Raw genomic sequence first — 25,696 nt, forward strand, 5'->3', positions numbered from 1 at the left:
TGAATGGAGGTGAAAAGGATGTCCGGTGCGGAAACGATCCATAACACAAAAGCGGGGCGGGTATTCGATTGGTTTAATGTGCTCTTTCTCGGCTGCTGCGGGCTGATAACCGTCTTGCCTTTTCTGTATATTATCGCGGGATCTTTTGCAACGGAGGCCGAGCTGGCGGAAAAGAGCTTCTTTATCTTTCCTGAGACATTCTCGCTTGACGCGTACCGCTATATTTTTTCAACGCCGACATTTATCAGGAGCATGGGGGTGTCTGTGTTCATTACGGTTGTGGGAACGATCGTCCAGCTCTTTTTTACATTTACGATGGCCTATCCTCTTGCGAAACGGCACATTAAGGGAAGAAACCTGCTTTTGAATCTCGTTATTTTTGCGATGCTTTTCAGCGGAGGAATGATTCCGACGTATATTGTCGTCAAATCACTGGGACTGCTCGATTCGTACTGGGCGCTAATATTGCCGATGGCGATTAATCCGTTCAATCTTATTATTATTAAAAACTTTTTTCAGCAGCTTCCGAAAGAACTTGAGGAGTCGGCAAAGATTGACGGCTGTTCAGAAATCGGCGTGTTCTTAAGGATCGCGCTGCCGCTGTCAAAGCCGATTATTGCAACTTTTGCGCTGTTTTATGCGGTCGGGATTTGGAACGACTTTTTCCATGCTTTGCTGTACATCAATGACAGCGCGAAATGGCCGCTGCAAATGGTGCTGCGCCAAGTGACGATTCTTTCGGATCTGACAGGGACGACGAATGATATGATGGAAGCGGTGCCGCCTGAACAATCGATTAAACTGGCCGTTATCGTCATTGCGACGCTGCCGATTTTAGCCGTGTACCCGTTTTTGCAGAAGCATTTTGCCAAAGGCATTCTGATCGGGTCTGTGAAGGGATAAAAAAACCGCCTGGCTCATGAGCCGGCGGCTTACGGCTCAGGCGGCTGAGCCGTTTTTATTTCTTTTTTTCATCCAAAAATAAACCGGGAGACCGACGAGGCCGATCAAAATCGACCACAGGCAGCTGTAAAAGTCAGTGATAAGCGTGCTGACAAGAACAAACAATGACCCGAGAATAGCCGCAACAGGCAGGTAAGGGTAGAGCGGCACGCTGTAAGCTCTCCCTTGGCCGTTCTTCCGTCTCCGCAAAATAAACACCGCGAAAAACGCCATGACATAGAAGATGTAAATCATAAAAATCGAAACCTCTGACAGCTTTTCCGGATTGCTGATGATCATTAAGATGACAGCGAACATCATCTGGACGATGACCGCGATCCAAGGCGTATGGAATGCCGGATGAACATGCGAGATCCAGCGGGAGAACGGAAGCTGTTTTTTCTCAGCCATCGCAAAGATCACGCGCGGAAAAGACAGAACTTTTCCGTTTAAGCAGCCGAAGATGCTGACGATAATTCCGATGGAGATCAGCTTGCCGCCGATCGGCCCGAACAGCATTGTCGCGGCTGTGCTTGTCGCATTTTCGCCAAGCTTGACAATCTGATCGGCAGGAAGAATGTGAAGCAGCGCCAAGTTAATGAACAGGTAGCAGGCTGTGACGATCAGTATCCCGCCTGTCATCGCTTTCGGGAGCACTTTTTCCGGGTTCTTCATTTCTCCGCCGAGTGCCGCAAGAAGGATCCAGCCGTCATACGCGAAGAGCGTCGCCAATACCGCCGCTCCGAAGTTTTGGCTGGCGATGCTCTCCGTAACTGTACTGAAAATATGTTCATCGCCATGCCATAGACCGAACACAATGATACATACAATGGGAATCAGCTTTCCGATCGTTGTGACCGTCTGTACCGCTCCGCCGTATTTTGTTCCGACGATGTTGACGATGCATAAAAAGGCGACGGTGATAATGCCGATGAGTGCAGTCCATGATTTATCCCAGGAAAACAAGTTGGCCACTAGCGAGCCGAAATATAATCCGAGTGCGCCGATGATGGCCGGTCCGTAGATGATAATCTGCACCCAGCCGCATAAGAACCCCCAGAACTCGCCGTAAATTTCTTCAAGATATGTGTAAAGCCCGCCCGTTTTCGGAATTTGAGCGCCCAGTTCGGCGATTGTCAGCCCGCCTGCTAGCGTCAAAATTCCGCCAAGGAGCCAGGCGAAAAGAGCAATTTGTGCGTTTCCGGAATAGGAAAGCACGCTGCCGGGTTTCATAAACACGCCGGAACCGATGATCGTTCCAATCACAAGAGATAGCGCAAATAACAAGCCTATCTCTTTTTTTAGTCCGTTTGCTTCTGCATTCATTGCGATGCCTCCCATTGATGTAATCTCTTTTATAGAAAACTATTTTTATATTGTAATACCTTTTTTAAAAAAGAAAAATTAAATAAATTTTCAGATTTTCGCATTTTTTGTGTATGTTAAACATTTTAAGGTCGTAAAACCCGAAGGGGACAGGAATAACCGAACCTTTTTAAGTAATTTCGGAGTTATTGTTAGTTTTTTAGGGGCAACAGGAAAGAAGGTCCTGTAAGACGGTTTGGTTGACTTTTCAAATCAAATCGCCTATTTTTGAGAAAGAAGAAATCTCGAATTCGAGATATTTAATGAGGAGATGATAGAATGAACGTAAATGGCATCCACCACGTATCCGCTTTAACTGCCAACGCTCAACATAATCTGGATTTCTATGTCAAAGGGCTTGGCATGAAACTGATAAAAAAATCGGTCAATCAGGATGAGCCGACGATGTATCATTTGTTTTACGGTGATGAAGTCGCGTCTCCGGGTTCAGATTTGACATTTTTCGAAATTCCGATGCTTGCCAGGAGACGGGAAGGGACGAACTGCATTTCGTCCGTATCACTTCGGGTTCCCGGCGAACAAGCACTCGAATTTTGGAAGAAGCGGCTTCATGAGCTCGGCGCAGAGACTTACGACATCGAGACGCGTGCGGGGCGGAGCGTTCTCCGCTTTTTAGACCATGAAGGACAGAACATGATGCTTGTGGCTGATGAAAAGGGAAAAGATCATGGAGTGCCTGTGAAAAACGGCGTCATTCCTGAGGAGGTCGCGATCAGGGGGCTCGGCCCGGTCGAATTGACTGTCAAGGACGCCGGTCCGACAGCTGCGGTGCTGACCGATATTCTCGGCTTTCATAAAATCGGTGAGGAACAGGCTGATGAAACCGGCCGTACGCTTCACATTTTTGAATCGGGTGAAGGAGGAGCAGGCGCGGAGGTGTATGTGAAAGAGTCAGATGACGGCAGAAGAGAGCGTCCCGGGAGAGGAAGCGTCCATCATGTCGCATTCCGTGTCAAAGATGAAGAAGAACTTAAACAGTGGCATGAGAAAATCAACGAGAACGGCTTTACGAATTCGGGGATTGTGGAGCGCTATTATTTTAAGGCGCTGTATTTCAGAGAACCGAACGGCATACTTTTTGAGCTGTCGACTGACGGGCCGGGCTTTGCCGTTGATGAATCTATCGATGAGCTCGGCCGAAGCCTTGCGCTGCCGCCGTACCTGGAACATCGGCGGAAAGAGATTGAAGCGCGGCTGAAACCGATTCAATAGAAAACGAGGTCCTGAAAAGGACCTCGTTTTTTTATATAAAAGGCATCCGGCGCAGCCGACAGCCTAAAAGGGGGGCATGCTGTTAAGATGATGCGGATTCTTTTTGGTCAAGCGTCATTTGTTTTGTCATTGTTTTGCCGTTTCGAATGAGGGTAACCTTTACCGTATCCCCGATTTTTGCATCGTTGTAAAGAAGGTTGCGCAGCGCGCTTCCCGTATCGGTTTCTTTTCCGTTAAAGCTGATGATGACATCGTTCTCTTTAAGGCCCGCTTTATCAGCAGGGGAGCCTGAAGCGACCTGGCGGATGTAGACGCCTTTGTTTAACTGGCTGCCGCTTAATCCGAGGGTGCCTGTTTGATAGTTTTCCGGCACCTGCTCAAGATCCATCATGCCGATTCCGATAAACGGACGCTCAATTTTTCCTTTAGACATCAGCTCTTCTGCAATCGGTTTGACATCATTGCTTGGAATCGCAAATCCGATGCCTTCCACTCCGCTTTCACTGATTTTCATACTGTTGATGCCGATCACTTCTCCCTTTGTATTCAAAAGGGCGCCTCCGCTGTTGCCGGGATTGATGGCCGCGTCTGTTTGAATGACGTTCATCTCGGTTTGGCCTGCGGACGTATCAACGGAAACGGTCCGATCAACACCGCTGATGATGCCTTGCGTCACCGTTCGGGACAGATCTTTGCCGAGCGGATTTCCGATTGCAATGACCGATTCACCCGCTTTCAAGCTTGAAGAATCGCCGAAAGATGCGACTTTTTCGACGTGTTCAGCGGAAATTTCAACAACGGCAAGGTCTGTCAAGGAATCGCTGCCTAGCAATTTTCCTTCCACTTCTTTGCCGTTTGACAGGGAAACCGTCAATTTAGATGCGCCTTCGACAACGTGGTTATTTGTAATAATGTATGCTTTGCCGTTTGCTTTTTTATAAATGACACCTGAGCCTGTGCCTGTTTCTTGTTCGCTTGAACTGCTGTTGTTGCTGTTGCTTTCAAACCCAAACATACCGCTCTCCGTTTGTTTTTGATAGTTTGAAATACCGACGATGGCGGGAGATACATTTTCCACCATTGTTGAAATGTCAGACGAATTAGTGCTGGACAATTTTTCGGTATTCGCTTTATTGGAAGAAGCCGATGAGTTCGCAGTCTCATTAGTTTGTGTTTGGACAGATGTATTGGCCGTTTCGTCTTTGCTATGCTGGTATGTCGTGACACCGAGAACGAGGCTTCCCCCGATGATGCCGCTGAGGATTGGCGTCATCCATGAGAGTCTCCGCTTTTGCTGTTCTGCTTTTTTTATCGCCTGGTCGGGCTTTTGATCGGAGACGATGAGTTCGTTTTTCGTTTCAAGCTGATCTTCTCTATTATATTCCATCATTTTCACGCTCCTATTGTTATCATATCCTTTGATGCCTCAATCATAATCAAAGACTGTGGGATAAACATGAAAACATTGTGGGAAATTGTCAAAGAAAAAGGATAGAATAAATAGGGTGCTATTTATAATATGACATGTCAGAGGTGTTCTAAACGTTGAAAAAGATTGGATTTATCGGATACGGAAGTATGGCACAGATGATTGCGGTGAAACTGCTTGATCAGGAGAAAATCAGCGATGACATGGTGGTCGTCAGCTCAAGGAATGATGGGAAAACAGGGGAGCTGAGAAAACTTTACCCGAATGTCGCCTGTCAATCAGCCGAAGAGCTCGCCAAACAGTGCGGCCTGATCTTCATCTGTGTACCGCCGATGGCGGTAAAGGAAACGCTTGAGAACATACAGCCGTTTCTTCAGGATGATGTCCACATTGTTTCGATTGCCGCGGGGGTCGAGCTTGACCGGCTTCACGACTGGACAAGCGGACAGGTGACGAGATACATTCCGACCCTCACATCTGAAGCCGGGATCGGTGTTTCGCTTGTTGTCCACGGCGAGCGGGTTGCTGAGGCGGACAAAAGCCGGCTGGAAGAATATCTTTCCGTTTTCAGCACAGTCAAACAGATACATGAGAGAGATATTGACGCTGCGAGTAATTTAACAAGCTCTTCACCAGGGTTCATCGCTTCGATCTTTGAAGAATTTGCTCAAGCTGCCGTCAGAAACAGCAGTCTTACGAAAGAAGACGCGTTTCAATTTCTGATTCATTCATTGCTGGGAACGGGCAAGCTGTTAATGGAAAAAGACATGACGTTTGCACAAACGCTTGATCGGGTGGCGACAAAAGGCGGCATAACCGGAGAAGGGGCGGAGGTCATTCAAAATGCCATGCCGGAAGTCTTTGAGGAGCTGTTTGCCAGAACGATGAAGAAGTATGAAGACATTAAAGACGCTGTCCGCCGGCAGTGAGCTGCGGCATTTATCGACATATCCGGACATCCCAAAGCTGCCTGATCAGGCAGCTTTTTTATTTGCATTCGACAACATTCATCAAAATTCCAATTTTATATTAAATTTCTAAAATTACCAATGGTTATTGCATTTCTATTAAAATTCTAATATAATTTGTTAGAATATTCCCAAAATAATAAAAAATTTGAGACGTTTTTCATAAGGGGTGGTTTTTTGTGAAGCTGTATATGTCTGTTGATATGGAGGGGATTTCCGGACTTCCGGATGATACGTTCGTCGATTCAAGCAAGCTGAACTATGAGAGAGGCCGGAAGATCATGACGGACGAGGCCAATCATGTGATTGACGAAGCGTTCAAAAGCGGATGCAGAGAGGTGCTTGTCAATGACAGCCACTCTAAAATGAACAATCTGTTAATTGAGCGGCTCCATCCTGAAGCGCTGCTCATTTCGGGAGATGTCAAACCGTTTTCGATGGTCCAGGGACTTGACGATACATGCGATGGTGCCGTGTTCGTCGGCTACCATGCGAGAGCATCGATGAGAGGCGTGATGTCTCACAGCATGATTTTCGGCGTCAGACATTTTTACATAAACGATCAGGCGGTGGGCGAGCTGGGGTTCAACGCTTATGTTGCCGGTTATTACGGCGTCCCGGTTATCATGGTTGCCGGTGACAGCGAGGCGGCAGCTGAGGCGGAGGAACTGATTCCGAACGTAACGACAGCGGCCGTCAAGGAAACGATATCCCGTTCGGCGGTCAAATGCCTGACGCCGGAGAAAGCGGGGCAGCTATTAAGAGAGCGGACGGCATATGCGATTCAAAACCGCGATCAAGTCAAGCCGCTCACGCCTCCGGACAGGCCGGTGCTGCGGATTGAGTTTGCCAATTACGGGCAAGCCGAGTGGGCGAGTCTAATGCCGGGTGCTGAAATCGAACCGCAAACGACGACTGTCCGCTATCAAGCGAAAGACATTCTTGAAGCCTATCAAGCGATGCTTGTCATGACCGAGCTTGCGATGAGAACAACATTCTCCTAGGAAGGTGGGATGAAAATGGGGGGTTACATCATGAAGCGGCTTCTGTCGATGCTGGCGACCATTTTGGTGATCACGACATTGACCTTTGTGATGATGAAAGTGATTCCGGGCTCTCCCTTCAATGAAGAAAGAAACACGAATGAAGCGGTTCAGCGCAACCTTGAGGCTTACTATCAGCTTGATGAGCCTCTCTTTGTTCAATATTTGTATTATGTCAAGTCGATCGTTACCTTTGATTTCGGGCCATCGATCAAGCAGCCTTCACAAAGCGTGAACGATTTGCTGTCAAGAGGGTTCCCTGTTTCATTTGAGCTGGGGATGACGGCGCTGATTATGGCGGTCATTTCCGGGATCGTACTCGGAATCTTTGCCGCGCTGCGGCAAAACGGCGTCATCGACTATATAGCAATGACCATTGCCGTTCTCGGCATTTCGGTTCCCAACTTTATTATGGCGACCTTGCTGATACAGCAATTCGCCGTCAATTGGAATATATTCCCTCCATCGACATGGACGAGCCCGCTTCATATGGTGCTTCCGACTGCGGCTTTGGCAATGGGGCCGCTGGCGATTATCGCCAGGCTGACCCGTTCCAGCATGATTGAAGTGCTGACACAGGATTATATCCGAACGGCCCGGGCTAAAGGGCTTTCCCCTTTTAAAATTGTCATGAAGCACGCCCTGAAAAACGCCCTTATGCCAGTCGTAACGATTCTCGGGACGCTTACTGCTGCGATTTTAACGGGAAGCTTCGTCATCGAAAAAATCTTTGCGATTCCGGGCATGGGAAAATATTTTGTTGAAAGCATCAACTCCCGCGATTACCCCGTGATTATGGGTACCACCGTTTTTTACAGCATTATCCTCATCATCATGTTGTTTCTTGTCGACATGGCCTACGGAATCCTGGATCCGCGTATTAAACTGCATAAGAAAGGGTGAGCATATGAGCCTTCCAGTCCGCACAGAAAACGAAGCGTCTTCAGGCAGTGATATCCCTGTTGAATGGTTTGCCCCGCTGAAACAAAAGCAGGATGAGCGTGAATCCGTTGCAAGGCCGAGCCTGTCATACTGGCAGAACGCCTGGCGGATTTTAAGGAAAAACAAGCTGGCGATGGCGGGATTGGGCGTGTTAATCTTCCTGTTCATCATGGCTGTTCTCGGACCGGTTCTTTCTCCGCACAGCGTCACCCAGCAGACGCTTTCCGAGCAAAACCTGCCTCCGTCGATGGAGCATTGGTTCGGAACCGATGAGCTCGGCCGCGATGTGTTTACAAGAACGTGGTATGGAGCGAGGATTTCACTGTTTGTCGGCGTGATGGCGGCTTTGATCGATTTTGCAATCGGCGTCATCTATGGCGGTATCTCCGGCTATAAGGGCGGCAAAACAGACCATGTCATGATGCGGGTCATCGAAGTGCTGCATGGACTGCCTTATTTATTGGTCGTCATTCTTCTCATGGTCATGATGGGGCCTGGACTCGGGACGATCATCGTTGCGCTGACTGTCACCGGCTGGGTCGGCATGGCGCGGATCGTCAGGGGTCAGGTTTTGAAGGTGAAGCATGATGAGCATGTTCTCGCATCCAAAACCTTCGGAGCGAAAACGGTAAGGATCATCAGGCGGAATCTCCTTCCGAACATGATGGGAGCGATCATCGTCCAGATGACCTTGACGGTGCCGTCGGCCATTTTTGCCGAAGCGTTTCTCAGTTTCCTCGGTTTGGGCATTCAAGCCCCGTTTGCAAGCTGGGGTGTCATGGCGAATGACGGCCTTCCGGTGATCTTATCGGGACACTGGTGGCGGCTGTTTTTTCCTGCTTTCTTTATTTCATTAACAATGTTCGCTTTTAATGTCGTTGGAGACGGACTGCAGGATGCGTTAGATCCGAAGCTGAGGAGGTAATGTGTTTTTGCGGAAAAAAGTATTGGAAGTCGAGAATCTGCATGTTTCATTTACGACATACGGCGGCACGGTCAAAGCCGTCCGCGGCGTGAGCTTTGAGTTATATGAGGGGGAGACGTTTGCGATTGTCGGTGAGTCGGGATGCGGAAAAAGCGTGACATCGCAAAGCATCATGCAGCTTTTGCCGAAGTTTTCGGCAACGATCACAGACGGTGCGGTCCGCTTTAAGGGAAAAGACTTGCGCCATCTGTCCGAAAAAGAGATGAGAAAGATCAGAGGGGCCGAAATCTCAATGATCTTCCAGGATCCGATGACAGCCCTGAATCCGACCTTGACCGTCGGAGACCAGTTGACAGAAGCGCTTTTGGAACATCGGCCCGTGTCTAAAACAGACGCTCGAAAAGCGGTCATTTCGATGCTTGAGCTCGTCGGGATTCCGAATCCGAAAGAGCGTTTGAGGCAGTATCCGCATCAATTCAGCGGCGGGATGAGGCAACGGATCGTGATCGCCATGGCGCTCATCTGTGAACCGGAGATTCTGATTGCGGATGAACCGACGACCGCGCTTGATGTTACCATTCAGGCGCAAATTCTTGAGCTGTTTAAAGACATTCAGCGGAAAACCGGTGTATCCATCATTTTAATCACCCATGATTTAGGCGTAGTCGCACAGACGGCGGACAGAATCGCCGTGATGTACGCCGGGAAAATAGCGGAAACGGGAGCGAGGAGGGATATTTTTTACCAACCGCAGCATCCGTATACAAAAGGCTTGCTGCATTCCGTTCCGAGGCTTGACCTTGAAGGTGGAGACCTCGTTCCGATTGACGGGACGCCGCCAGATTTGTTTTCTCCGCCTGAAGGGTGTCCGTTTACGGCGCGCTGTTCCTATGCAATGGAAGTGTGCGGCAAGGTCCATCCTGCCGTTGCAGAAGTCTCGGCGGGGCATCGTGTGTGCTGCTGGCTTCAGGATGAAAGAGCAAAACGGGCTCTGCTGACAACATAATCATGAAATCGATTTTCAATGGGGGGATTTGATGAAAAGGCTAGCGAGCGTATTGGCTGCCGCAGTTGCGGTCATTCTGCTGTTCGGATGTACGGCAAATGAACAGGCTGGGCAGGAAACGAAGAAGAAAGCGAAAGAAACGGCTGGAGAACAAGTCCTGAGGCTGAACAATGAAAATGAACCGACATCTTTCGATCCGCCGATCGGCTTTAATAATGTCTCATGGCAGGCGCTGAACAATCTGATGGAAGGTTTGACTAGGCTTGGCGCAGACCATGAACCGGAAGCGGCGTCCGCCGAAAAGTGGAACATTTCCGACGATGGGAAGACATATACTTTTACAATCCGTGATGATGCCAAATGGTCGAACGGAGACCCTGTAACCGCTGGGGATTTTGAATATGCGTGGAAGCGTCTGCTCGATCCGAAAACGGGCTCTTCCGCCGCGTTTTTAGGCTACTTTATCGAAGGCGGCGAGGCCTTTAACAGCGGAAAAGGTGCGAAGGATGATGTCAAAGTCAAAGCGGAGGATGAAAAAACGCTTAAGGTGACACTCGAAAGTCCGCAGCAGTCGTTTTTAAGCATTGTAGCCAATCCGGCTTTTTTCCCGGTTCCTCAGAAAATCGCCGAACAAAATCCAAAATGGCATGAAGAAGCTGCTACATTTGTCGGCAACGGTCCGTTTAAACTGACAGAATGGAAGCATGATGAAAGCTTTACGATGGTAAAGAGCGATACGTATTGGGACCGGGATACTGTAAAGCTTGATAAAGTAACATGGTCGATGGTCGATGACAGAAATACCGACTACCAAATGTTCGAGTCGAATGAGCTCGATACGGCTTATGTCCCGGCTGAAATGAGCGAGAAGCTGATAGGTTCTGACGAAGTGAAGGTGTTCGATCAGGCAGGTCTTTACTATTACAGATTCAATGTCAATAAAGAACCGTTCCAGAATGAAAAGATCAGAAAAGCGTTTGCGATGGCCGTCGATCAGCAGGAAATTGTCGATTATGTCACAAAAAACGGTGAAAAACCGGCCCGCGGGTTTGTGTCTTTGGGAATCAAAGGGCCGAACGGCAAGGATTTTCGCGAGGAAGGCGGCGATTTGCTCAAATATGACGCCGATGAAGCGAAACAGCTGCTCGAAAAAGGCATGAAGGAAGAAAACTACGAAAAGCTGCCCGCCGTTACGCTGACATACAGCACAAAACCGGAGCATAAAAAAATGGCGGAAGCGATTCAGCAGAAGCTGAAAAGTACGCTCGGCGTCGATGTGAAGCTCGCCAATATGGAATGGAATACATTCCTTGAAGAACAGAAGGCGCTCAAATTTCAATTTTCCCAAAGCTCTTTTCTGGCTGATTATGCGGATCCGATCAACTTCCTGGAAAGCTTTCAAACGGGTAACGCAATGAACAGAACCGGCTGGAGCAATTCAGAGTATGACGAACTGATCAAGGCGGCGAAAAATGAAGCTGATGAAGAAAAACGCACAGAGCTGCTGCATCAGGCTGAAGAACTGCTGTTTGAAGGGATGCCGATCATACCGATCCACTTCTATAATCAAGTCCATTTGGAAAAGGAGAATGTGAAAGGCATCGTCCGTCATCCGGTCGGCTACATTGAACTGAAATGGGCCGAAAAAACGTCATGATCAAACTTGTCCGTCTGCCACTTTCTTTGTGCACGCCACCGCACAGAGGCGGGCGGACTTTTCATAAAGGGGGATGTCTCAGTTGAATATTGCGCCTCAAAGATTAATGCAGGGAGATACAGTCGGTGTGATTGCGCCGGCCAGTCCGCCCGTCCCCGAAAAGCTTGACCGCGCCGTCCGATTTTTAAAAGAACTCGGGCTTGAAGTCAAAGTGGGACGTTCAGCCATTGAAAGACACGGCTATTTGGCGGGGAACGATGAAGAGCGCTTGGAGGATCTGCACGACATGTTTGAAGACCGTTCGGTCAAAGCTGTCATCTGTGCCTGCGGAGGTTACGGCACGGCGAGGATTGCCGAGAACATTGACTACCGACTCATCAAAAGCCGCCCGAAAATTTTTTGGGGCTATTCAGACATCACTTTTTTACATACAGCGATCAGGCAAAACACCGGACTTATTACATTTCACGGTCCGATGCTCAGTTCGGACATCGGCAAAGAAGACGTGCATCCGCTCACCCGGCGCTCCTTCCGGCAGCTGTTTCAAAAAATGACGCTCACCTATACAGAGGAGCTGTCGCCTTTGGAAACGCTCGGAAACGGTGCGGCGAAAGGGGAGCTCGTCGGCGGAAACCTCGCTCTTCTGGTGACGACGCTCGGTACGCCTTATGAAATTGATACGAAAGGAAAGCTTTTATTTATCGAGGATGTCGATGAAGAGCCTTACCGAATTGACCGGATGCTGAATCAATTGAAAATGGCCGGGAAATTATCGGACGCCGTCGGCATCCTGCTGTGCGATTTTCATAACTGCTCCCCGAAAAAACGCGGTGAGTCACTTACATTAAAAGAAGTTTTCCAAGATTATATCGCCGCTGCAGGAAAACCGGCGCTGTCAGGCTTTAACATCGGCCATTGTTCACCGAATATCGCCGTTCCGGTGGGGGCGCAAGCCGTCCTTGACGCCGACAAAAAACAGCTTACGATCGATCCGGGAATTTCTTGATGGAAAAAGGAGGCTGCTATGAAGATTGCCGAAATGACGACAAACCGTATCGCCGTGCCGCTGAAAAAACCGTTTAAAACAGCGCTTCGAACCGTCCGCACAGCGGAAGCCGTCATTGTCAAATTAACGGCTGAGAACGGGATGACAGGCTGGGGCGAAGCGCCTCCGACTGCCGTCATTACCGGTGAGACGCTTGACAGTATTGAGGGGGCAGTCAACACGATATTCGCACCGGCGCTCTCCGGGCGCAACTTGCGAATGGCGGAGGCGATATTTCATGACATCGACAAGCTGATTGTTGGAAATACAAGCGCAAAGGCCGCTGTAGAAACAGCCGTCTACGATTGCTTGGCGCAGCTTTGCGGTCTTCCCCTGTATCAATTGCTGGGCGGATACAGGCGGGAGATCGAGACGGATTTTACTGTCAGCGTCAATGACCCGGAAGAAATGGGGAAAGACGCGGCCTGTTATGTAAAAGATGGGTTTCGTACGCTCAAAATTAAAGTAGGAAAAAACGATATGGCAACAGACCTCGAACGGATCAGGGAAATCCGCAAACAAGCGGGGGCCGCTGTCCGGATCCGTGTGGACGCCAATCAAGGCTGGACGGCGAAACAGGCTGTTAAAGCCATTCGGAAAATGGAGGATGAGGGGCTTTCGATCGAGCTTGTCGAACAGCCGGTCCACCGGTGCGATCTCGAAGGCTTGAAACAGGTGACAGATGCTGTCGATACGCCGATTATGGCGGACGAAAGCGTGTTTACCCCAAGGGATGCTTTTCACGTGCTGAAAACGAGAAGCGCCGATCTCATCAATATTAAACTGATGAAAGCGGGCGGCATCCGCCAGGCGTTGAAAATCAACGCCATGGCAGAAGCGTGCGGAGTGGAATGCATGGCCGGAAGCATGATCGAAACAAGGGTCGGCATCACAGCAGCCGTCCACTTCGCAGCAAGCCAGAAAAATGTGACAAAATTCGATTTTGATGCGCCGCTCATGCTGAAGAAGGATATTGTTGAAGGCGGCATCCGCTATCATGGAGGAACGATCACGATACCGGATGCTCCCGGACTCGGTATCACGAAAGTCAACCATTGAGAGGGGGAAGACGAATGAGCCTTTATACGACAACCGTCTCGGTCGCCAACGTCTGGACCAGTCCGGAAGCACCGCGCCGCATTGACCGGTTGATGCTGGCAAATCCCGTACATGTAAGAAGCTGGATTGACGCAATGTCCTTCGATGAGCGTCTTGAGCTGTGTACGGCAAACCTTGTTCAAACACAGGTGCTTTTCGGAGAAGATGTGCAGCTTATAAAAGAGCGGGAAGGCTGGGCTTTCGTCATCATTCCCGGGCAGCCGTCTGCAAAAGACGAACGCGGCTACCCGGGCTGGATACCAAAGGAATGCCTGGCCGAAAAAAGCCCGGCGAAGTCTGAGACAAGCGCCGTCATTCAAAAACCGACGGCTTTTCTATATGATGACAAGAAAATGAAAGTTCTTGAGCTGAGCTTTCTCACTAAGCTGCCCGTTTTGTCTTCAGACGGCATTTGGTTTGAGGTTGATACACCGCTCGGACGCAGATGGCTGAAAAAAGAAGATGCGGATATCGAAACACCTGTAAAAGGCAGTGGAGACGACATCGTTCAAACCGGTGAGGCGTTTTTGAACCTGCCCTATCTTTGGGGAGGAATGAGCGGTTTTGGCTACGATTGCTCAGGATTTGTCTTCAATATGCTGAAGGCGAACGGCTGCTCAGCGCCGCGCGATGCCGGCGATCAGGCGAACAGCGGAAAAGATGTGTCCTTCAGCAGCCCGAAGCGGGGCGATCTACTGTTTTTCGCATATGAAGAAGGCAAAGGGCGGGTTCACCATGTCGGCATTTACTGCGGAAACGGAGAGATGCTGCACTCTCCAAAAACGGGAAAATCGATTGAGGTCATACCTCTTAAAGGCACAATTTATGAAAAAGAGCTGTGTGCCATCAGGCGCTATTTTTAATTAAAACGGGGGGATTGGCATGCAAACCGGCGCTTTATTGAAAGTCAGCCGTCTCAAAATGCACTTTGACGCCGGAAGGGGCAAAACGGTCAAAGCGGTCGACGGCATTTCATTTGATATTAAAGAAGGAGAGACGTTCGGACTCGTCGGAGAATCGGGCTGCGGCAAGTCGACTTCCGGAAGGGTGCTGATGCGCCTTTATCAGCCGACAGAGGGCGAGGTTACATATCGGGGGAAAAACATCCACAATTTGAGCGATGATGAATCATTCCAGTACAACCGCAAAATTCAAATGATTTTTCAAGACCCCTATGCTTCACTAAATCCGAGGCTAACGGTCAGGGAGATTATGACAGAGCCCATGGAAATCCACGGCCTGTACGGAGGGAAAAAGGCGCGTCTTGAAAAAGCGGACGAGCTTCTGGAAGCAGTCGGCCTGCACAAAAGCTTTGCCAATCGCTATCCCCATGAGTTCAGCGGCGGACAGAGGCAAAGAATCGGCATCGCCAGGGCGCTTGCGCTTGAGCCTGAATTTATCGTTGCTGATGAGCCGATATCCGCACTTGATGTCTCCGTCCAGGCGCAAGTCGTCAACCTTTTGAAAAAGCTGCAAAAGGAAAAAGGGCTCACGTTTTTATTTATCGCCCACGATCTTTCCATGGTGAAGCACATCAGCGACCGGATCGGCGTCATGTATCTCGGGCACATGGTCGAGATCACCGACAGCGGCCGGCTTTATCAAGAACCGCTGCATCCTTACACCCAGGCGCTTTTATCGGCTATCCCGATTCCCGATCCGGATGTGGAAGATAAGCGGAAACGAATCATACTGAAAGGCGAGCTGCCAAGTCCGATCGATCCGCCGAGCGGCTGCGTTTTCAGAACGAGATGTCCCGCCGCGACGGACATTTGCACCGCCAAAAAACCGCTCTTAAAAGAAGCCGATGACGGTCATTTTGTCGCCTGCCATCTGTATGACGGCGAAGCGAGAAAAGAGGACGACGGCCTGAAGGTGACGCTGCAGGCGAGGTGAAGCAAATCCCAGCATAATTCGTGCTCTCTATAAGAATAATAACAATCAAAAAGGAGACATGAAGATGCTGGAAGATAAGACGTATAAACTGGGTTTGGCTCTCTCCGGCGGCGGATTTCGCGCCGGATTTTTTCATATTGGAGTTTTGTCAAGGATGGCTGATATAGGCCTGCTTCGTCACGTTGACTTGATTTCAGCAGTTTCAGGAGGGTCAATCATCGGTACACTGTACTACCTGCGTTTAAAAAAGCTGTATGAAAGTAAAAAAGGAGCTGAAGTAAAAGATGAAGATTATCAAAATATGATGGTCGAGATACAAAACGATTTTCTCAGAGCAGTCCAGTGCAACATCAGACTTCGCACCTTTACTAACCCTTTGAAAAACTTGAAAATGTGTTTGCCAAACTACTCGCGCAGCGACTATGCAGGCGAACTTTTTGAAAAATTCATGTTCAAACCAGTGGGTGCGTTTTGCGAATGCAAGCGATGTATCTACATGCACGATTTAACAATAAACACGACTATAAAAAATGCGAAAATTCCCAAGCTATTGATGAATGCCACTGTTTTAAATAACGGCCATAATTGGGTATTTACCAATTCGGGAATGGGGGAAATCGATAGGGATAAAAGTCTTTTGTTTGTTGATGGAAATTTCAAATTGGAACGTGTCAAATCCTATCAAGACTTATGTAAAAGTAACTGTCATTCACGGTGTGAAGAACAAAATAAACGGAAACGCGGACCATGCAAGCATAGTTGTTTCAGGCTGGGCCATGCTGTTGCTGCTTCAGCAAGCGTCCCTGGAGTCTTTGTCCCCCTTGCCATCAGTGATCTTTATGAGGAAGGCATTCGGGTGCAGCTTGCTGATGGGGGTGTTCATGATAACCAAGGGATTAGTACTCTGTTGAGTGAGAGACCTAAGTGCACTCATTTTATTATTAGTGACGCGTCTAAGCAAATGGAAAGCGAAAAAGAACCGTCCACGCATATCCCTGGAGTTGTGGGGCGAAGCGCCAGCATTCTCGCCGATCTGGTGAGGGAAAAACAGATTTCAGGCCATATGAAAAAATACCATCGCACGACAGCATTGTTGCACTTGAAAAAGCGGCTGTCAATTGACTCGATCCCGATCAAAAATCAAGAAAGACAAGGCTGCTCGTTTAAAGGGCCTTACCACACATACGGTGTCAACGAAGAAGTTCAAAACCTGCTTTCAAAAGTCCGGACAGATCTTGACTCTTTTTCTGAAGTCGAAGCCTACTCATTAATGCTTGACGGGTACAAAATGAGCGAGTACGAGTTTAAGCGATCCCAAATAAAGGATCTTGCCGCGAAGTCTCCTATAAAACCAAAGAATTACCGCTTTTTCGAAATAGATAGCTGGCTTACGGCAGAAGAGATTCATCCATATTATAAAAGGCTTTTAACAGCTTCAAGCAAAACGTTGTTTAAACCTTTTAGAATAAACAGAGGTCTGGGGAATATCGGCATTTTAGTTGCGGTATTTATAGGAATTATGCTTATGCCTAACATCGAGATTCCTTCTAATATATCCTTGCCAACAGTGCTTTTCATTTTGCCAATTTTGTATGTACTTCTTTTAAAAGCAATATATACCGGTCGACTCAGAAACCCTGCAATCAAAATTTTGTTTAAAATTGTTCCTGCGGTATTGATCGCTTTAACGGGATTTATCTTTGTGAATATGTACCTTCTAGTGTTTGATAAGCTCTTCTTATACTTTGGCAGTATGCAAAAGTTAAAAAGAAAAGCGTAAAAAAGAGCCTTCATTCTGAGGCTCTTTTACGTACAGCTACGCTCAATCGGCAATGTACAGCATCTGAAAGACCCGCCGGATTTTATGATCTCGGATAAGTCGATTTCGATGACCGTATAGCCCCTTTTTCTGAGCTCCTGATTCACGTGGCGGTTAACAGGCAGGCTGATCACGGTTTTATTGCCGATGGACAGAACGTTTGTACCGAGTTGGAACTGTTCATCATCCGTAATTTCGATCATCTCATAGCGTTTTTTCAAGACGCCGTATTCTCTTTCTCCTAAGGCTTTTGGATAGACAAGCGCTTCTGTCGGCGAAAGAATGTTGAAGACGCAATCCAGATGAAGGAACGTTTCTTCAAACGGAACCGGTATGACTTCATAAGAGGGAAGCCTGCGCTTCAGCTCTTGGACGGCCGAGAACGTCGTTCTGTGGCTGATGCCGGCATATATGGTATTTTGGTCGACGAGGATGTCGCCGCCTTCGATTTGATAGCCTTCATTAAATGCGGCCCAGGAGATCTGTTCTTTTGCCAGCCATTCCTGCAGGACGTTTTCTTCGCCCTGGCGGATGTCGGCTGATAGCTGTGCGGAAAACACAGTGTCTCCGATCGTAAACCCGATATCGCGCGTGAAAACCTGTTCCGGAAATTGGCTTAAAGCAGGCAGAATCACGACTTCAATACCCCGGCTCTCCAATTCTTTTATCAATGTATGATGCTGGCGGACGGCCAGCGTTTTATCGATATTATCTTTTTGAAAATACTTTTGTGTTTCATTGATCACTTCTGCAATCTCCATATATTCCGGTCTGCATAACACCACTTTTTTTAAGACGTCGTATTCGCTTGTACAGCCCGCCCCGCGGTTTTTTTTCGATAATGCTGAGTCCATTTTGATTCCCCCGTCCTCTCTTTAGTCATTTCATTATTCCCTTCCCGCAGCGAGAAATAAACCTTTTAGCCAGAAAATCTGACAGTCAGCCGGATAAAAAAGTTTAGACAAATGAATTCTAATAGTGTTTAATATAGAAAAAATCCACTTTACAAACGCATCTTAGTAGACATCAAAGGAGTAATGGATGATGAATGGACCTGAAAAGAGATACTGCAAAGAATCAAAAGTTGTCAAAACAAGCAGGGTATTTCCGCTTGATACGAACAATCACAACACCTTGTTCGGCGGCAAGCTGATGAGCTATATCGACGATATCGCTTCGATTTCGGCAGCGAGACACTCGAGGTGTGAAACCGTGACAGCTTCCATGGATTCCGTCGATTTTCTCGAACCGATCCGCCAGGAGGATTCAGTCTGCCTTGAATCTTATGTGACATGGGTCGGCAGAACGTCAATGGAGGTATTCGTCAAAGTCATTAAAGAGCATTTGCTGACAGGCGAACGAAAGCTTGCGGCGACATCCTTTTTAACCTTCGTGGCGCTTGATCAGGACGGCAATCCTCAGGCCGTTCCCCAAGTTGTACCGCAGTCTGAAGAAGAAATCATGCTGCACCAGACCGCCCGGCAGCGCGCCGAAGAACGGAAAAACCATCGCAAACACAGCAAAGCGCTGGCCCAGGCGCTGGCTGTTGACAAACCTTGGTAAACATACGAACAAAACCCCGGCTCAGCATCAGTTTGCCGGGGTTTTGCTGTGCAATGAATACACAACCCAATATTTGTTCAAAATAAATGACAAAAAACGGAAAGAAGTTTTGGGTGAAATGCTTGAATTTGTATGGACTTTTTTAGCCAAGCCTGCTTTAGTGTTCTCTATAGCTTATATTCTTTTCCGAATCGCAGGGAAGAAAGCCGTTTCGCAAATGACGAACTTCGACCTTTTGCTGACATTTGCGATTGGAACGATCATCAGCGAACCGATTCTTACTTCTAAAATTTCAATGTCCATTTATTATGCACTTACCTTTCTGATCTTCTATTTGTTGATTGAAAAGCTGTCATTACACAATAAATGGCGCTGGTTTCTTGTCGTCAGCCCGACCGTGCTGATCCGAAACGGCAATATTGATGAAGGGGGATTAAAAAGAGAGCGGCTGACCGTCAATGAACTGCTCGGCAAATTGCGCGAAAAAGGCTATGCCGATCCGAAAGATATCGACATCGCCCTGATTGAAGAATCGGGCCAGATCAGCGTGATTCCCAAATCGGAAGCGAGGCCTGTACAGCCGCGGGACCTCAGCTTGGAGACGAAGCGGAATTTCGTGCCGATTCCGCTTATTTTAGACGGCGAAATCATCGAACACAATTTAAAATACTTGAAAAAAACGAAAGAATGGCTGTTTCAAAAATTAGAGGATAAAGGGATTGAGCAAGCGATGCTGCCAACCATTACGCTCGGCACCCTGAACGAAAAAAATGAAATTATGATTGATAGGGAAGATCCCGGCAGCCCGTTAACTGATGATCCATATCTTTATAAACCGGGGCAAGACCATTAATTTTCGCCGAATAGGCGATTTTTTTATTTTGTACTATTTCAGAAAAATATTAAGAGTCTGTTCTTTTCTTCATCCGTAAAATGAAACAGGGCATTTGTCACGAAAGTTGAAAATGGTGTCACAAAAAATAGGAGGAAAATATGTTGTTTTCTGTATTTTTATAGCATATATTAGTTTTTGTGAAAAAATTTTGATGGTAGGTGCAATTGATGAAAAGGTTTTTTAGTGTAATGATTTTGGGTGCCCTGCTGCTGCTCGGCACTTCTGTGCCAATCGAAGCGGCAGACTACGGACGCGACGTCCTCGGCTCAAAAGACGGCTGGGGCGCTTATGGAGAAGGAACGACCGGAGGCGCTGACGCTTCTTCTGATCAGGTATATACGGTCAAAAACCGCAAGCAGCTTGTTGAGGCATTAGGGGGAGACAATAAAAAGAACAGCGAAAATGATACGCCGAAGATCATCTATGTGAAGGGAACAATCAATCTTAGTGTTGATGATGACAACAATCCTTTAGGCTATGAAGATTATAAAGACCCTGAATATTCGATCGAAGCGTATCTCAAAGCTTATGATCCGAAGAAATGGGGGAAAAAGGAGCCGTCAGGAAAGCTTGAAGAGGCAAGGCTTCGCTCCAAAGACAATCAGAGGGAGCGTGTCTTGATCAGAGTCGGTTCAAACACGACGATAATCGGGCTCGGAGATGATGCGAAAATCGTCGGCGGAGGCCTTTATGTCAAAAACGCGGAAAACATCATTATCCGCAATATCGAATTCGAAAACGCGTACGATTTCTTCCCTGGCTGGGATCCGACGGATGGGAGCAGCGGAAACTGGAATTCAGAATATGACAACCTGCTGATTGAAATGTCCAAAAATATTTGGATCGACCACTGCTCATTCAATGACGGAGATCAGCCTGATGAGCTGAACGAAACGTATTTCGGGCGTGAATTCCAGCATCACGACGGACTGCTGGATATCAAAAAGCAGTCGGATTTTATTACGGTATCCTACAGCATATTTTCAGGACATTCTAAAAACACGATTATCGGATCAAGCGACAGCTACAAAGCAGACAACGGTCATTTAAGGGTGACATTCCACCACAATCTCTACGAAAATATAAAAGAGCGGGCACCGCGCGTCCGCTACGGAAAAGTGCACATTTACAACAACTATTTTAAAAGCACGAAAGACAGCTACAATTATTCATGGGGTGTAGGCTATTCTTCAAAAATTTATGCTGAGGACAACTACTTCGACCTGCCGGAAGGAACGAAGCCTCAAAAATTGATGAAGGTCTTTAAAGGTGACGCTTTATATGAAAAAGATACGGTCGTAAACAACCAAAAAAGCGTCGCAAAAATCGATGTTGTCAGCACATACAACAAAGCAAACCATGCGTCTGTCAAAAAATCGGCCGGCTGGAAGCCGACGCTGTTTGAAAAAATCGACGACGCAGAAGATGTGCCGACAATCGTTGAAGCGCAGGCAGGCGCAGGAAAACTGAAGTAATATACGCAAAGCGGACATGGTGTCCGCTTTTTTTGTTCGGGTATCTTGCAATACAAAATACCATATGTTATGATTCATCTATCTTGTATTGCAAGATACATAAAAGAGGTGGCTTATGAGTTCAACGCAAATGCTGAAAGGGATTTTAGAAGGATGTCTGCTTGCTGTCATATCCGAAGGGGAGATATACGGCTATGAAATGACAAAGGTGCTTGCGGGATACGGTTTTTCGGATATCAGCGAAGGAAGCATCTATCCGATTCTCCTGCGCATGCAAAAGGAAAAATGGGTGGAGACCGAACTAAAACGGTCGGCGAGCGGCCCGAAGAGAAAATATTACAGACTGACGCCCCTTGGCGAAGCGGAGCTTCGATCGTTCATCGGGCGTTGGAAGGCATTATCCGGGAACGTCAATGCGCTGCTCGAAAAAAAACTGAAGGAGAAGTGAAATCGTGCTATCAAAAGACATGCAAAACGTATTGGACGACATGAGATTGTATTTAATGTCTGTAGGAAAAAGCGACAAAGAAATCGAAGGGATCATGAATGAGCTGACTGTTCATGCCTTGGAAGGGGAAAAGGAAGGAAAAACCGTCCGGCAAATTTTTGGGGATTCTCCCAAGTCATATGTTCAAGCACTGTCAAAAGAGCTTTCATCAAGGCCTGGGGAGATCGCCAAGTTGTTCTTTGCCATTTTGATCGGCGCGATATCCTATTTTATATTCAGTGACGCCGTGAACGACAGCCTCAATTATTCGGTCTATGTACTGGCAGGCTATCCGCTTTATATTTTGCTGGCAGCGGCTATGTTACCGCTGTTGGGCCGCGTTTCAGCGTTTAAAGGGAAGAAAACGGCCTTCATGTATACGGTGATGTACACCGCTTTGACGTTTTTTCCGATTTTCGCGATTATTTTTATTGATCGGCAATTCGGGACACCTGTTCTTTCGTTTGACGGGGGAAGCCGCTGGCTGATTATGGCTCTGTCGTTTCTCGTGATCGTACTTTTGTCTTTCAGGTTGAAAGCTGCAGCCTTGTCCATATTGCCGCTGCTTTTAGCCGGAACGCATTTTTTGTTTCAGTATATGAAGTGGGATTCAGCTGGAGCTATGATGGCAGAGACTTATATTCCCTACATCGGGCTGCTGCTCGTCATGTTCATTGAGACAAAGCGTGCCAAAAATACGGCTCAATATGAATGAAATACGGAAGAGCATGATATTTTTTAAGGTAAAGACTCTTGCCTTTTGGCGATCACAATGTTTATGATCAGAGCATGAAAGGTGGCCGATATATGGATATGATGTGGGGCTATGTACTCGTCTTTATTTTGGCTGCGATTCCGTGGTTTGAAGTGATCGGTGTCGTGCCGCTAGCGATCGTTGCCGGGCTTAAACCGGTTCCGTCCGCTATTATCGCACTATTCGGAAATCTGTTAACCGTACTGCTGCTTATTTTTTTAATTGACAAAGTGAAGGCGTGGCTTGAAAGAAAACGCGGGGAGCGGGGAACGGAGACCGATAAGCTCTCAAAAAGGAAAAGCAGAGCGAAAAAAATATGGCTGACCTACGGCATCCCTGGCCTTTCTTTCGTCGGACCTTTCTTTATCGGCTCCCACTTAACCGCGTTTATGTGCATGGGCTTCGGGGCCAAGCGAAGGCAAACGGCGCTCTGGATGACGGGGAGTCTCACGGTATGGACAGCGGTGTCGGCTGTCGCTGCCTACTACGGTTTCAGTTTCCTCGCTCCTGAAAATGAAGGGCTGCTGAAAAATATCTTTAAACAAGAGGAGTGAAGTTATGCCGTTTTTAAAGGATTTATCTCCAGTTGAAGAGATGGCGCCGACAGTCGGGGTGCTTTTTTCGGCGGTCAATGAAAACATCGAACGGCTGAAATCAATCGTCTCCGGCATCAGCCGGGAGGAGCTGGAATATAAGGGGGAGCATGGCGACAAAAACAGCATCGCCCAGCTGATCTATCATTTAATCAATGTCGATATTCGCTGGGTATACAGGCTGAAGGGAAGCGAATTTCCCAGAGAGCTGGAAGAGAAATACGGGCCGATGACAGATGAAAACGGACGTTTGCCGGAGGTAAAAGGCTTACCCTTATCCGTGTTAATCGAGTGGTATGACGAGGTGCTGGAGATGTTGAAACGCACCGTTAAAGGCTTCTCGGAAACAGACTTGTTGAAGAAGGTTCCGTATGAGGGAGGGTTTTCGACCATCCGCTGGGGAATCTGGCATATGTCTGATCATAACCGCTATCACCAAGCGCATATCCAGGCCTGCTTAGGGGAGTACCGCAAGCAAAACAGTTGATTTTTTCGAATGATTTGGTATGATGCTAATTAGCAAACTTCATAGCGTTAAAGTTTTCTAGGGTTCCGCACATTCGGATGTGGTCTGGTCCGAGAGAAAACACATATGATTTGTTCATATGCACACGGAGGGATAAAAGCCCGGGAGTATCGTTTTCATCGATAACCCGGGTTTTTTCTTTTGCTGAAAATGAATTGGAGGGATTTTGATGAGATGGGGCAGTGTCATACTTGCAGCCTTGTTTGAAATTGGCTGGGTCATGGGGCTGAAACACGCTGATTCGGCTCTTGAATGGATCGGCACGGCGGCGGCCGTCGTGATGAGCTTTTATATACTGGTGAAGGCGGGAGAGAAGCTGCCGGTCGGAACCGTGTATGCCGTATTTACCGGTCTCGGCACAGCGGGAACGGTCGTCTGCGAAATCGTCTTGTTTCATGAGCCGGCAAATATCGCCAAGCTTGCTCTGATCGGTGTTTTGCTATGCGGCGTGATCGGCTTGAAGCTTGTAACAAATGAAGAGAAAGGGGAGGCGTCATAATGGAATGGATCTGCCTCATCGCTGCCGGTATACTGGAAATGCTCGGCGTGACGATGATGAACCAGTTTCATAAAGACAAGCGGCTGAGATGGATCTTATTGTTGATCATCGGTTTTGCCGCTTCGTTTTTCTTGCTATCCCTTGCGATGGAGACGCTGCCGATGGGAACGGCGTATGCAGTTTGGACAGGGATCGGCACGGTTGGAGGTGCGCTTGTCGGCATCCTGTTTTACGGAGAGCCGAAAGACGGAAAACGCATCTTTTTCATCGCGCTCATTTTGGGATCAGCCGTCGGACTGAAACTGATAAGCTAGCGTCCGGCCCGTGCACTTTATGGCAAATGGGCGTCCGTAAATTGATTTTTCAATAAACTCCAGTATAATGAAAAGATAGTTTACGAATTACAAGCAAAGAGGGTTTTACGAAAATGAATGCATATATGAAACAGCAGTTATCGCAATATCAGGAAATCAATAACGATAAGGCCCGCCTTCTGGTCAGCTGTCCGGATCAGCCTGGAATCGTCGCCGCCGTTTCTTCCTTTTTATTTGAAAATGGCGCGAATATTATTGAATCGAGCCAGTATACGACAGACCCTGAAGGAGGCCGGTTCTTTCTGCGGATTGAGTTTGAAGCCGAAGGCATCCGCAAAAAGATCGAACAGATGAAAGCGACATTCGCCACTGTGGCGGAGTCCTTCCAAATGACGTGGAGCATGAATTTGGCGAGCGAGCTGAAACGCGTCGCTATCTTCGTTTCAAAAGATCTTCACTGCTTGCATGAACTGCTGTGGGAGTGGCAGAGCGGCAATTTGATGGCGGAAATTGCAGCGGTTATCAGCAATCATGAAGATGCAAGAGAAACCGTTGAATCGCTGAATATTCCGTTCCTTTACATGAAAGCGAACAAAGACATCCGTGAAGAAGTGGAAAAACAGCAGCTGAAATGGCTTGAAGAGTACCGTGCGGATGTCATCGTTCTCGCCCGCTACATGCAGATTTTAACGCCTGATTTTGTCTCGGCTCATCCAAACAAAATCATTAATATTCACCACTCATTCCTGCCGGCTTTTATCGGAGCGAATCCGTATAAACGGGCATATGAAAGAGGCGTTAAACTGATTGGAGCAACATCGCATTATGTGACAAACGAATTGGATGAAGGACCGATCATCGAACAGGATATCGAACGGGTCGACCACAGAGACAATGTGGAAGCATTGAAAAACATCGGCCGCACGATTGAGAGAAGCGTTTTGGCAAGAGCGGTCAAATGGCACTTGGAAGACCGGATTATCGTGCATGGAAACAAGACGATCGTCTTTAATTAAATTGTTTGATCTCCCTCTTGACAGAGGCGTTTTTCCTAGGCATAATAATAAAAAATCACGAGCGTTGAAGAGGGCCAGTAAGCAGTTCTTTCTGTGAAAGAGAGTGAAATGGCATGCTGAAACATTTCACCACATGAAACCTGCTGAACCTGCCTCGGAGTCTCAGGGGGAAAACCTGGGCGCATACCCTGGCGTTAAAGGGGAAA

26 protein-coding genes, 1 riboswitch and 1 other annotated feature (1 of these 28 cut by a window edge) are annotated in these 25,696 nt (G+C 47.8%); of the genes, 23 read left to right on the forward strand and 3 right to left on the reverse strand.

Annotated features, from left to right (window positions below):
- Positions 1–18 precede the first annotated feature (18 nt).
- Positions 19–903, forward strand: coding sequence for a carbohydrate ABC transporter permease (locus M1D59_RS07160; RefSeq protein ID WP_023856757.1), 885 nt, complete (start codon positions 19–21; stop codon positions 901–903).
- A 36-nt stretch (positions 904–939) separates the two neighbouring features.
- On the opposite strand, the gene M1D59_RS07165 is transcribed toward M1D59_RS07160, so the two are convergent.
- Positions 940–2,268 (reverse strand): APC family permease, encoded by a 1,329-nt coding sequence (locus M1D59_RS07165; protein WP_429716592.1) that lies wholly within the window; start codon positions 2,266–2,268, stop codon positions 940–942.
- A 318-nt stretch (positions 2,269–2,586) separates the two neighbouring features.
- Here M1D59_RS07165 and M1D59_RS07170 point away from each other — a divergent pair, with 318 nt between their 5' ends.
- Positions 2,587–3,540: a ring-cleaving dioxygenase gene (locus M1D59_RS07170; RefSeq protein WP_458117909.1), complete on the forward strand. Its 954-nt coding sequence runs from the start codon at positions 2,587–2,589 to the stop codon at positions 3,538–3,540.
- 82 nt (positions 3,541–3,622) lie between these two features.
- Here the strand turns inward: M1D59_RS07170 and M1D59_RS07175 are convergent, their stop codons facing one another.
- Entirely contained in the window at positions 3,623–4,927 is a 1,305-nt protein-coding gene (locus tag M1D59_RS07175; RefSeq protein WP_025812040.1) for a S1C family serine protease, read from the reverse strand.
- Between the two features lie 158 nt (positions 4,928–5,085).
- On the opposite strand from M1D59_RS07175, the gene proG reads away from it, so the two are divergent.
- The 11 genes from proG (at position 5,086) to M1D59_RS07230 (ending at position 17,329) form a co-directional block, all read left to right on the forward strand.
- A complete protein-coding gene (gene proG, locus M1D59_RS07180; protein ID WP_458117910.1) occupies positions 5,086–5,898 on the forward strand; it encodes a pyrroline-5-carboxylate reductase ProG in 813 nt (270 codons plus the stop codon).
- Between the two features lie 218 nt (positions 5,899–6,116).
- Positions 6,117–6,941 carry a M55 family metallopeptidase gene (locus M1D59_RS07185; RefSeq protein WP_023856762.1) on the forward strand — a complete coding sequence of 275 codons (825 nt, stop codon included), beginning with the start codon at positions 6,117–6,119 and terminating at the stop codon, positions 6,939–6,941.
- A 15-nt stretch (positions 6,942–6,956) separates the two neighbouring features.
- Positions 6,957–7,883, forward strand: a complete 927-nt coding sequence (locus M1D59_RS07190) for an ABC transporter permease (protein WP_003180945.1) — start codon at positions 6,957–6,959, stop codon at positions 7,881–7,883.
- 4 nt (positions 7,884–7,887) lie between these two features.
- Positions 7,888–8,847: an ABC transporter permease gene (locus M1D59_RS07195; RefSeq protein WP_003180946.1), complete on the forward strand. Its 960-nt coding sequence runs from the start codon at positions 7,888–7,890 to the stop codon at positions 8,845–8,847.
- A gap of 7 nt (positions 8,848–8,854) precedes the next feature.
- Positions 8,855–9,853 carry an ABC transporter ATP-binding protein gene (locus M1D59_RS07200; protein WP_095290320.1) on the forward strand — a complete coding sequence of 333 codons (999 nt, stop codon included), beginning with the start codon at positions 8,855–8,857 and terminating at the stop codon, positions 9,851–9,853.
- Between the two features lie 31 nt (positions 9,854–9,884).
- A complete protein-coding gene (locus tag M1D59_RS07205) occupies positions 9,885–11,510 on the forward strand; it encodes a peptide ABC transporter substrate-binding protein (RefSeq protein WP_458117911.1) in 1,626 nt (541 codons plus the stop codon).
- A gap of 73 nt (positions 11,511–11,583) precedes the next feature.
- Positions 11,584–12,516, forward strand: a complete 933-nt coding sequence (locus tag M1D59_RS07210) for a S66 peptidase family protein (RefSeq protein WP_229105316.1) — start codon at positions 11,584–11,586, stop codon at positions 12,514–12,516.
- 18 nt (positions 12,517–12,534) lie between these two features.
- A complete protein-coding gene (locus M1D59_RS07215; protein WP_216920407.1) occupies positions 12,535–13,614 on the forward strand; it encodes a mandelate racemase/muconate lactonizing enzyme family protein in 1,080 nt (359 codons plus the stop codon).
- A gap of 14 nt (positions 13,615–13,628) precedes the next feature.
- Entirely contained in the window at positions 13,629–14,516 is an 888-nt protein-coding gene (locus M1D59_RS07220) for a C40 family peptidase (protein ID WP_458117912.1), read from the forward strand.
- Positions 14,517–14,535: 19 nt separating this feature from the next.
- A complete protein-coding gene (locus M1D59_RS07225) occupies positions 14,536–15,549 on the forward strand; it encodes an ABC transporter ATP-binding protein (protein ID WP_458117913.1) in 1,014 nt (337 codons plus the stop codon).
- Positions 15,550–15,613: 64 nt separating this feature from the next.
- Positions 15,614–17,329, forward strand: a complete 1,716-nt coding sequence (locus M1D59_RS07230; RefSeq protein WP_025812033.1) for a patatin-like phospholipase family protein — start codon at positions 15,614–15,616, stop codon at positions 17,327–17,329.
- Positions 17,330–17,355: 26 nt separating this feature from the next.
- Here M1D59_RS07230 and M1D59_RS07235 read toward each other — a convergent pair whose 3' ends face one another.
- A complete protein-coding gene (locus M1D59_RS07235) occupies positions 17,356–18,222 on the reverse strand; it encodes a dimethylarginine dimethylaminohydrolase family protein (RefSeq protein WP_095290168.1) in 867 nt (288 codons plus the stop codon).
- A 190-nt stretch (positions 18,223–18,412) separates the two neighbouring features.
- Between M1D59_RS07235 and M1D59_RS07240 the strand changes: the two genes are divergently transcribed.
- From M1D59_RS07240 to purU, 10 genes are all read left to right on the forward strand, one after another.
- The gene (locus M1D59_RS07240; protein ID WP_023856769.1) at positions 18,413–18,931 is read left to right on the forward strand and encodes an acyl-CoA thioesterase; all 519 of its coding nucleotides are present in this window, start codon (positions 18,413–18,415) and stop codon (positions 18,929–18,931) included.
- A 118-nt stretch (positions 18,932–19,049) separates the two neighbouring features.
- Positions 19,050–19,784, forward strand: a complete 735-nt coding sequence (locus M1D59_RS07245) for a DUF421 domain-containing protein (protein ID WP_003180966.1) — start codon at positions 19,050–19,052, stop codon at positions 19,782–19,784.
- A gap of 209 nt (positions 19,785–19,993) precedes the next feature.
- Positions 19,994–21,301: a pectate lyase family protein gene (locus M1D59_RS07250; RefSeq protein WP_128822305.1), complete on the forward strand. Its 1,308-nt coding sequence runs from the start codon at positions 19,994–19,996 to the stop codon at positions 21,299–21,301.
- 115 nt (positions 21,302–21,416) lie between these two features.
- Complete coding sequence (locus tag M1D59_RS07255; RefSeq protein WP_020451091.1) at positions 21,417–21,749, forward strand: PadR family transcriptional regulator; 333 nt, start codon at positions 21,417–21,419, stop codon at positions 21,747–21,749.
- A 4-nt stretch (positions 21,750–21,753) separates the two neighbouring features.
- Complete coding sequence (locus M1D59_RS07260; protein ID WP_128822307.1) at positions 21,754–22,503, forward strand: DUF1129 domain-containing protein; 750 nt, start codon at positions 21,754–21,756, stop codon at positions 22,501–22,503.
- A 92-nt stretch (positions 22,504–22,595) separates the two neighbouring features.
- Complete coding sequence (locus M1D59_RS07265; RefSeq protein ID WP_026579828.1) at positions 22,596–23,096, forward strand: small multi-drug export protein; 501 nt, start codon at positions 22,596–22,598, stop codon at positions 23,094–23,096.
- A 4-nt stretch (positions 23,097–23,100) separates the two neighbouring features.
- Positions 23,101–23,622 (forward strand): DinB family protein, encoded by a 522-nt coding sequence (locus M1D59_RS07270; protein ID WP_020451094.1) that lies wholly within the window; start codon positions 23,101–23,103, stop codon positions 23,620–23,622.
- Positions 23,623–23,668: 46 nt separating this feature from the next.
- Positions 23,669–23,771, forward strand: a riboswitch (guanidine-I (ykkC/yxkD leader).
- 59 nt (positions 23,772–23,830) lie between these two features.
- Complete coding sequence (locus M1D59_RS07275) at positions 23,831–24,160, forward strand: DMT family transporter (protein ID WP_073425569.1); 330 nt, start codon at positions 23,831–23,833, stop codon at positions 24,158–24,160.
- A complete protein-coding gene (locus M1D59_RS07280; RefSeq protein WP_020451096.1) occupies positions 24,160–24,474 on the forward strand; it encodes a DMT family transporter in 315 nt (104 codons plus the stop codon). The genes M1D59_RS07275 and M1D59_RS07280 overlap by 1 nt, the downstream gene beginning before the upstream one ends.
- Before the next feature lie 113 nt (positions 24,475–24,587).
- Positions 24,588–25,490 (forward strand): formyltetrahydrofolate deformylase, encoded by a 903-nt coding sequence (gene purU / locus M1D59_RS07285; RefSeq protein ID WP_026579827.1) that lies wholly within the window; start codon positions 24,588–24,590, stop codon positions 25,488–25,490.
- A gap of 55 nt (positions 25,491–25,545) precedes the next feature.
- Positions 25,546–25,696 (forward strand) — a binding site (T-box leader) (it continues 68 nt past the right edge of the window).

It is taken from the genome of Bacillus sp. PK6-026 (assembly GCF_054161455.1).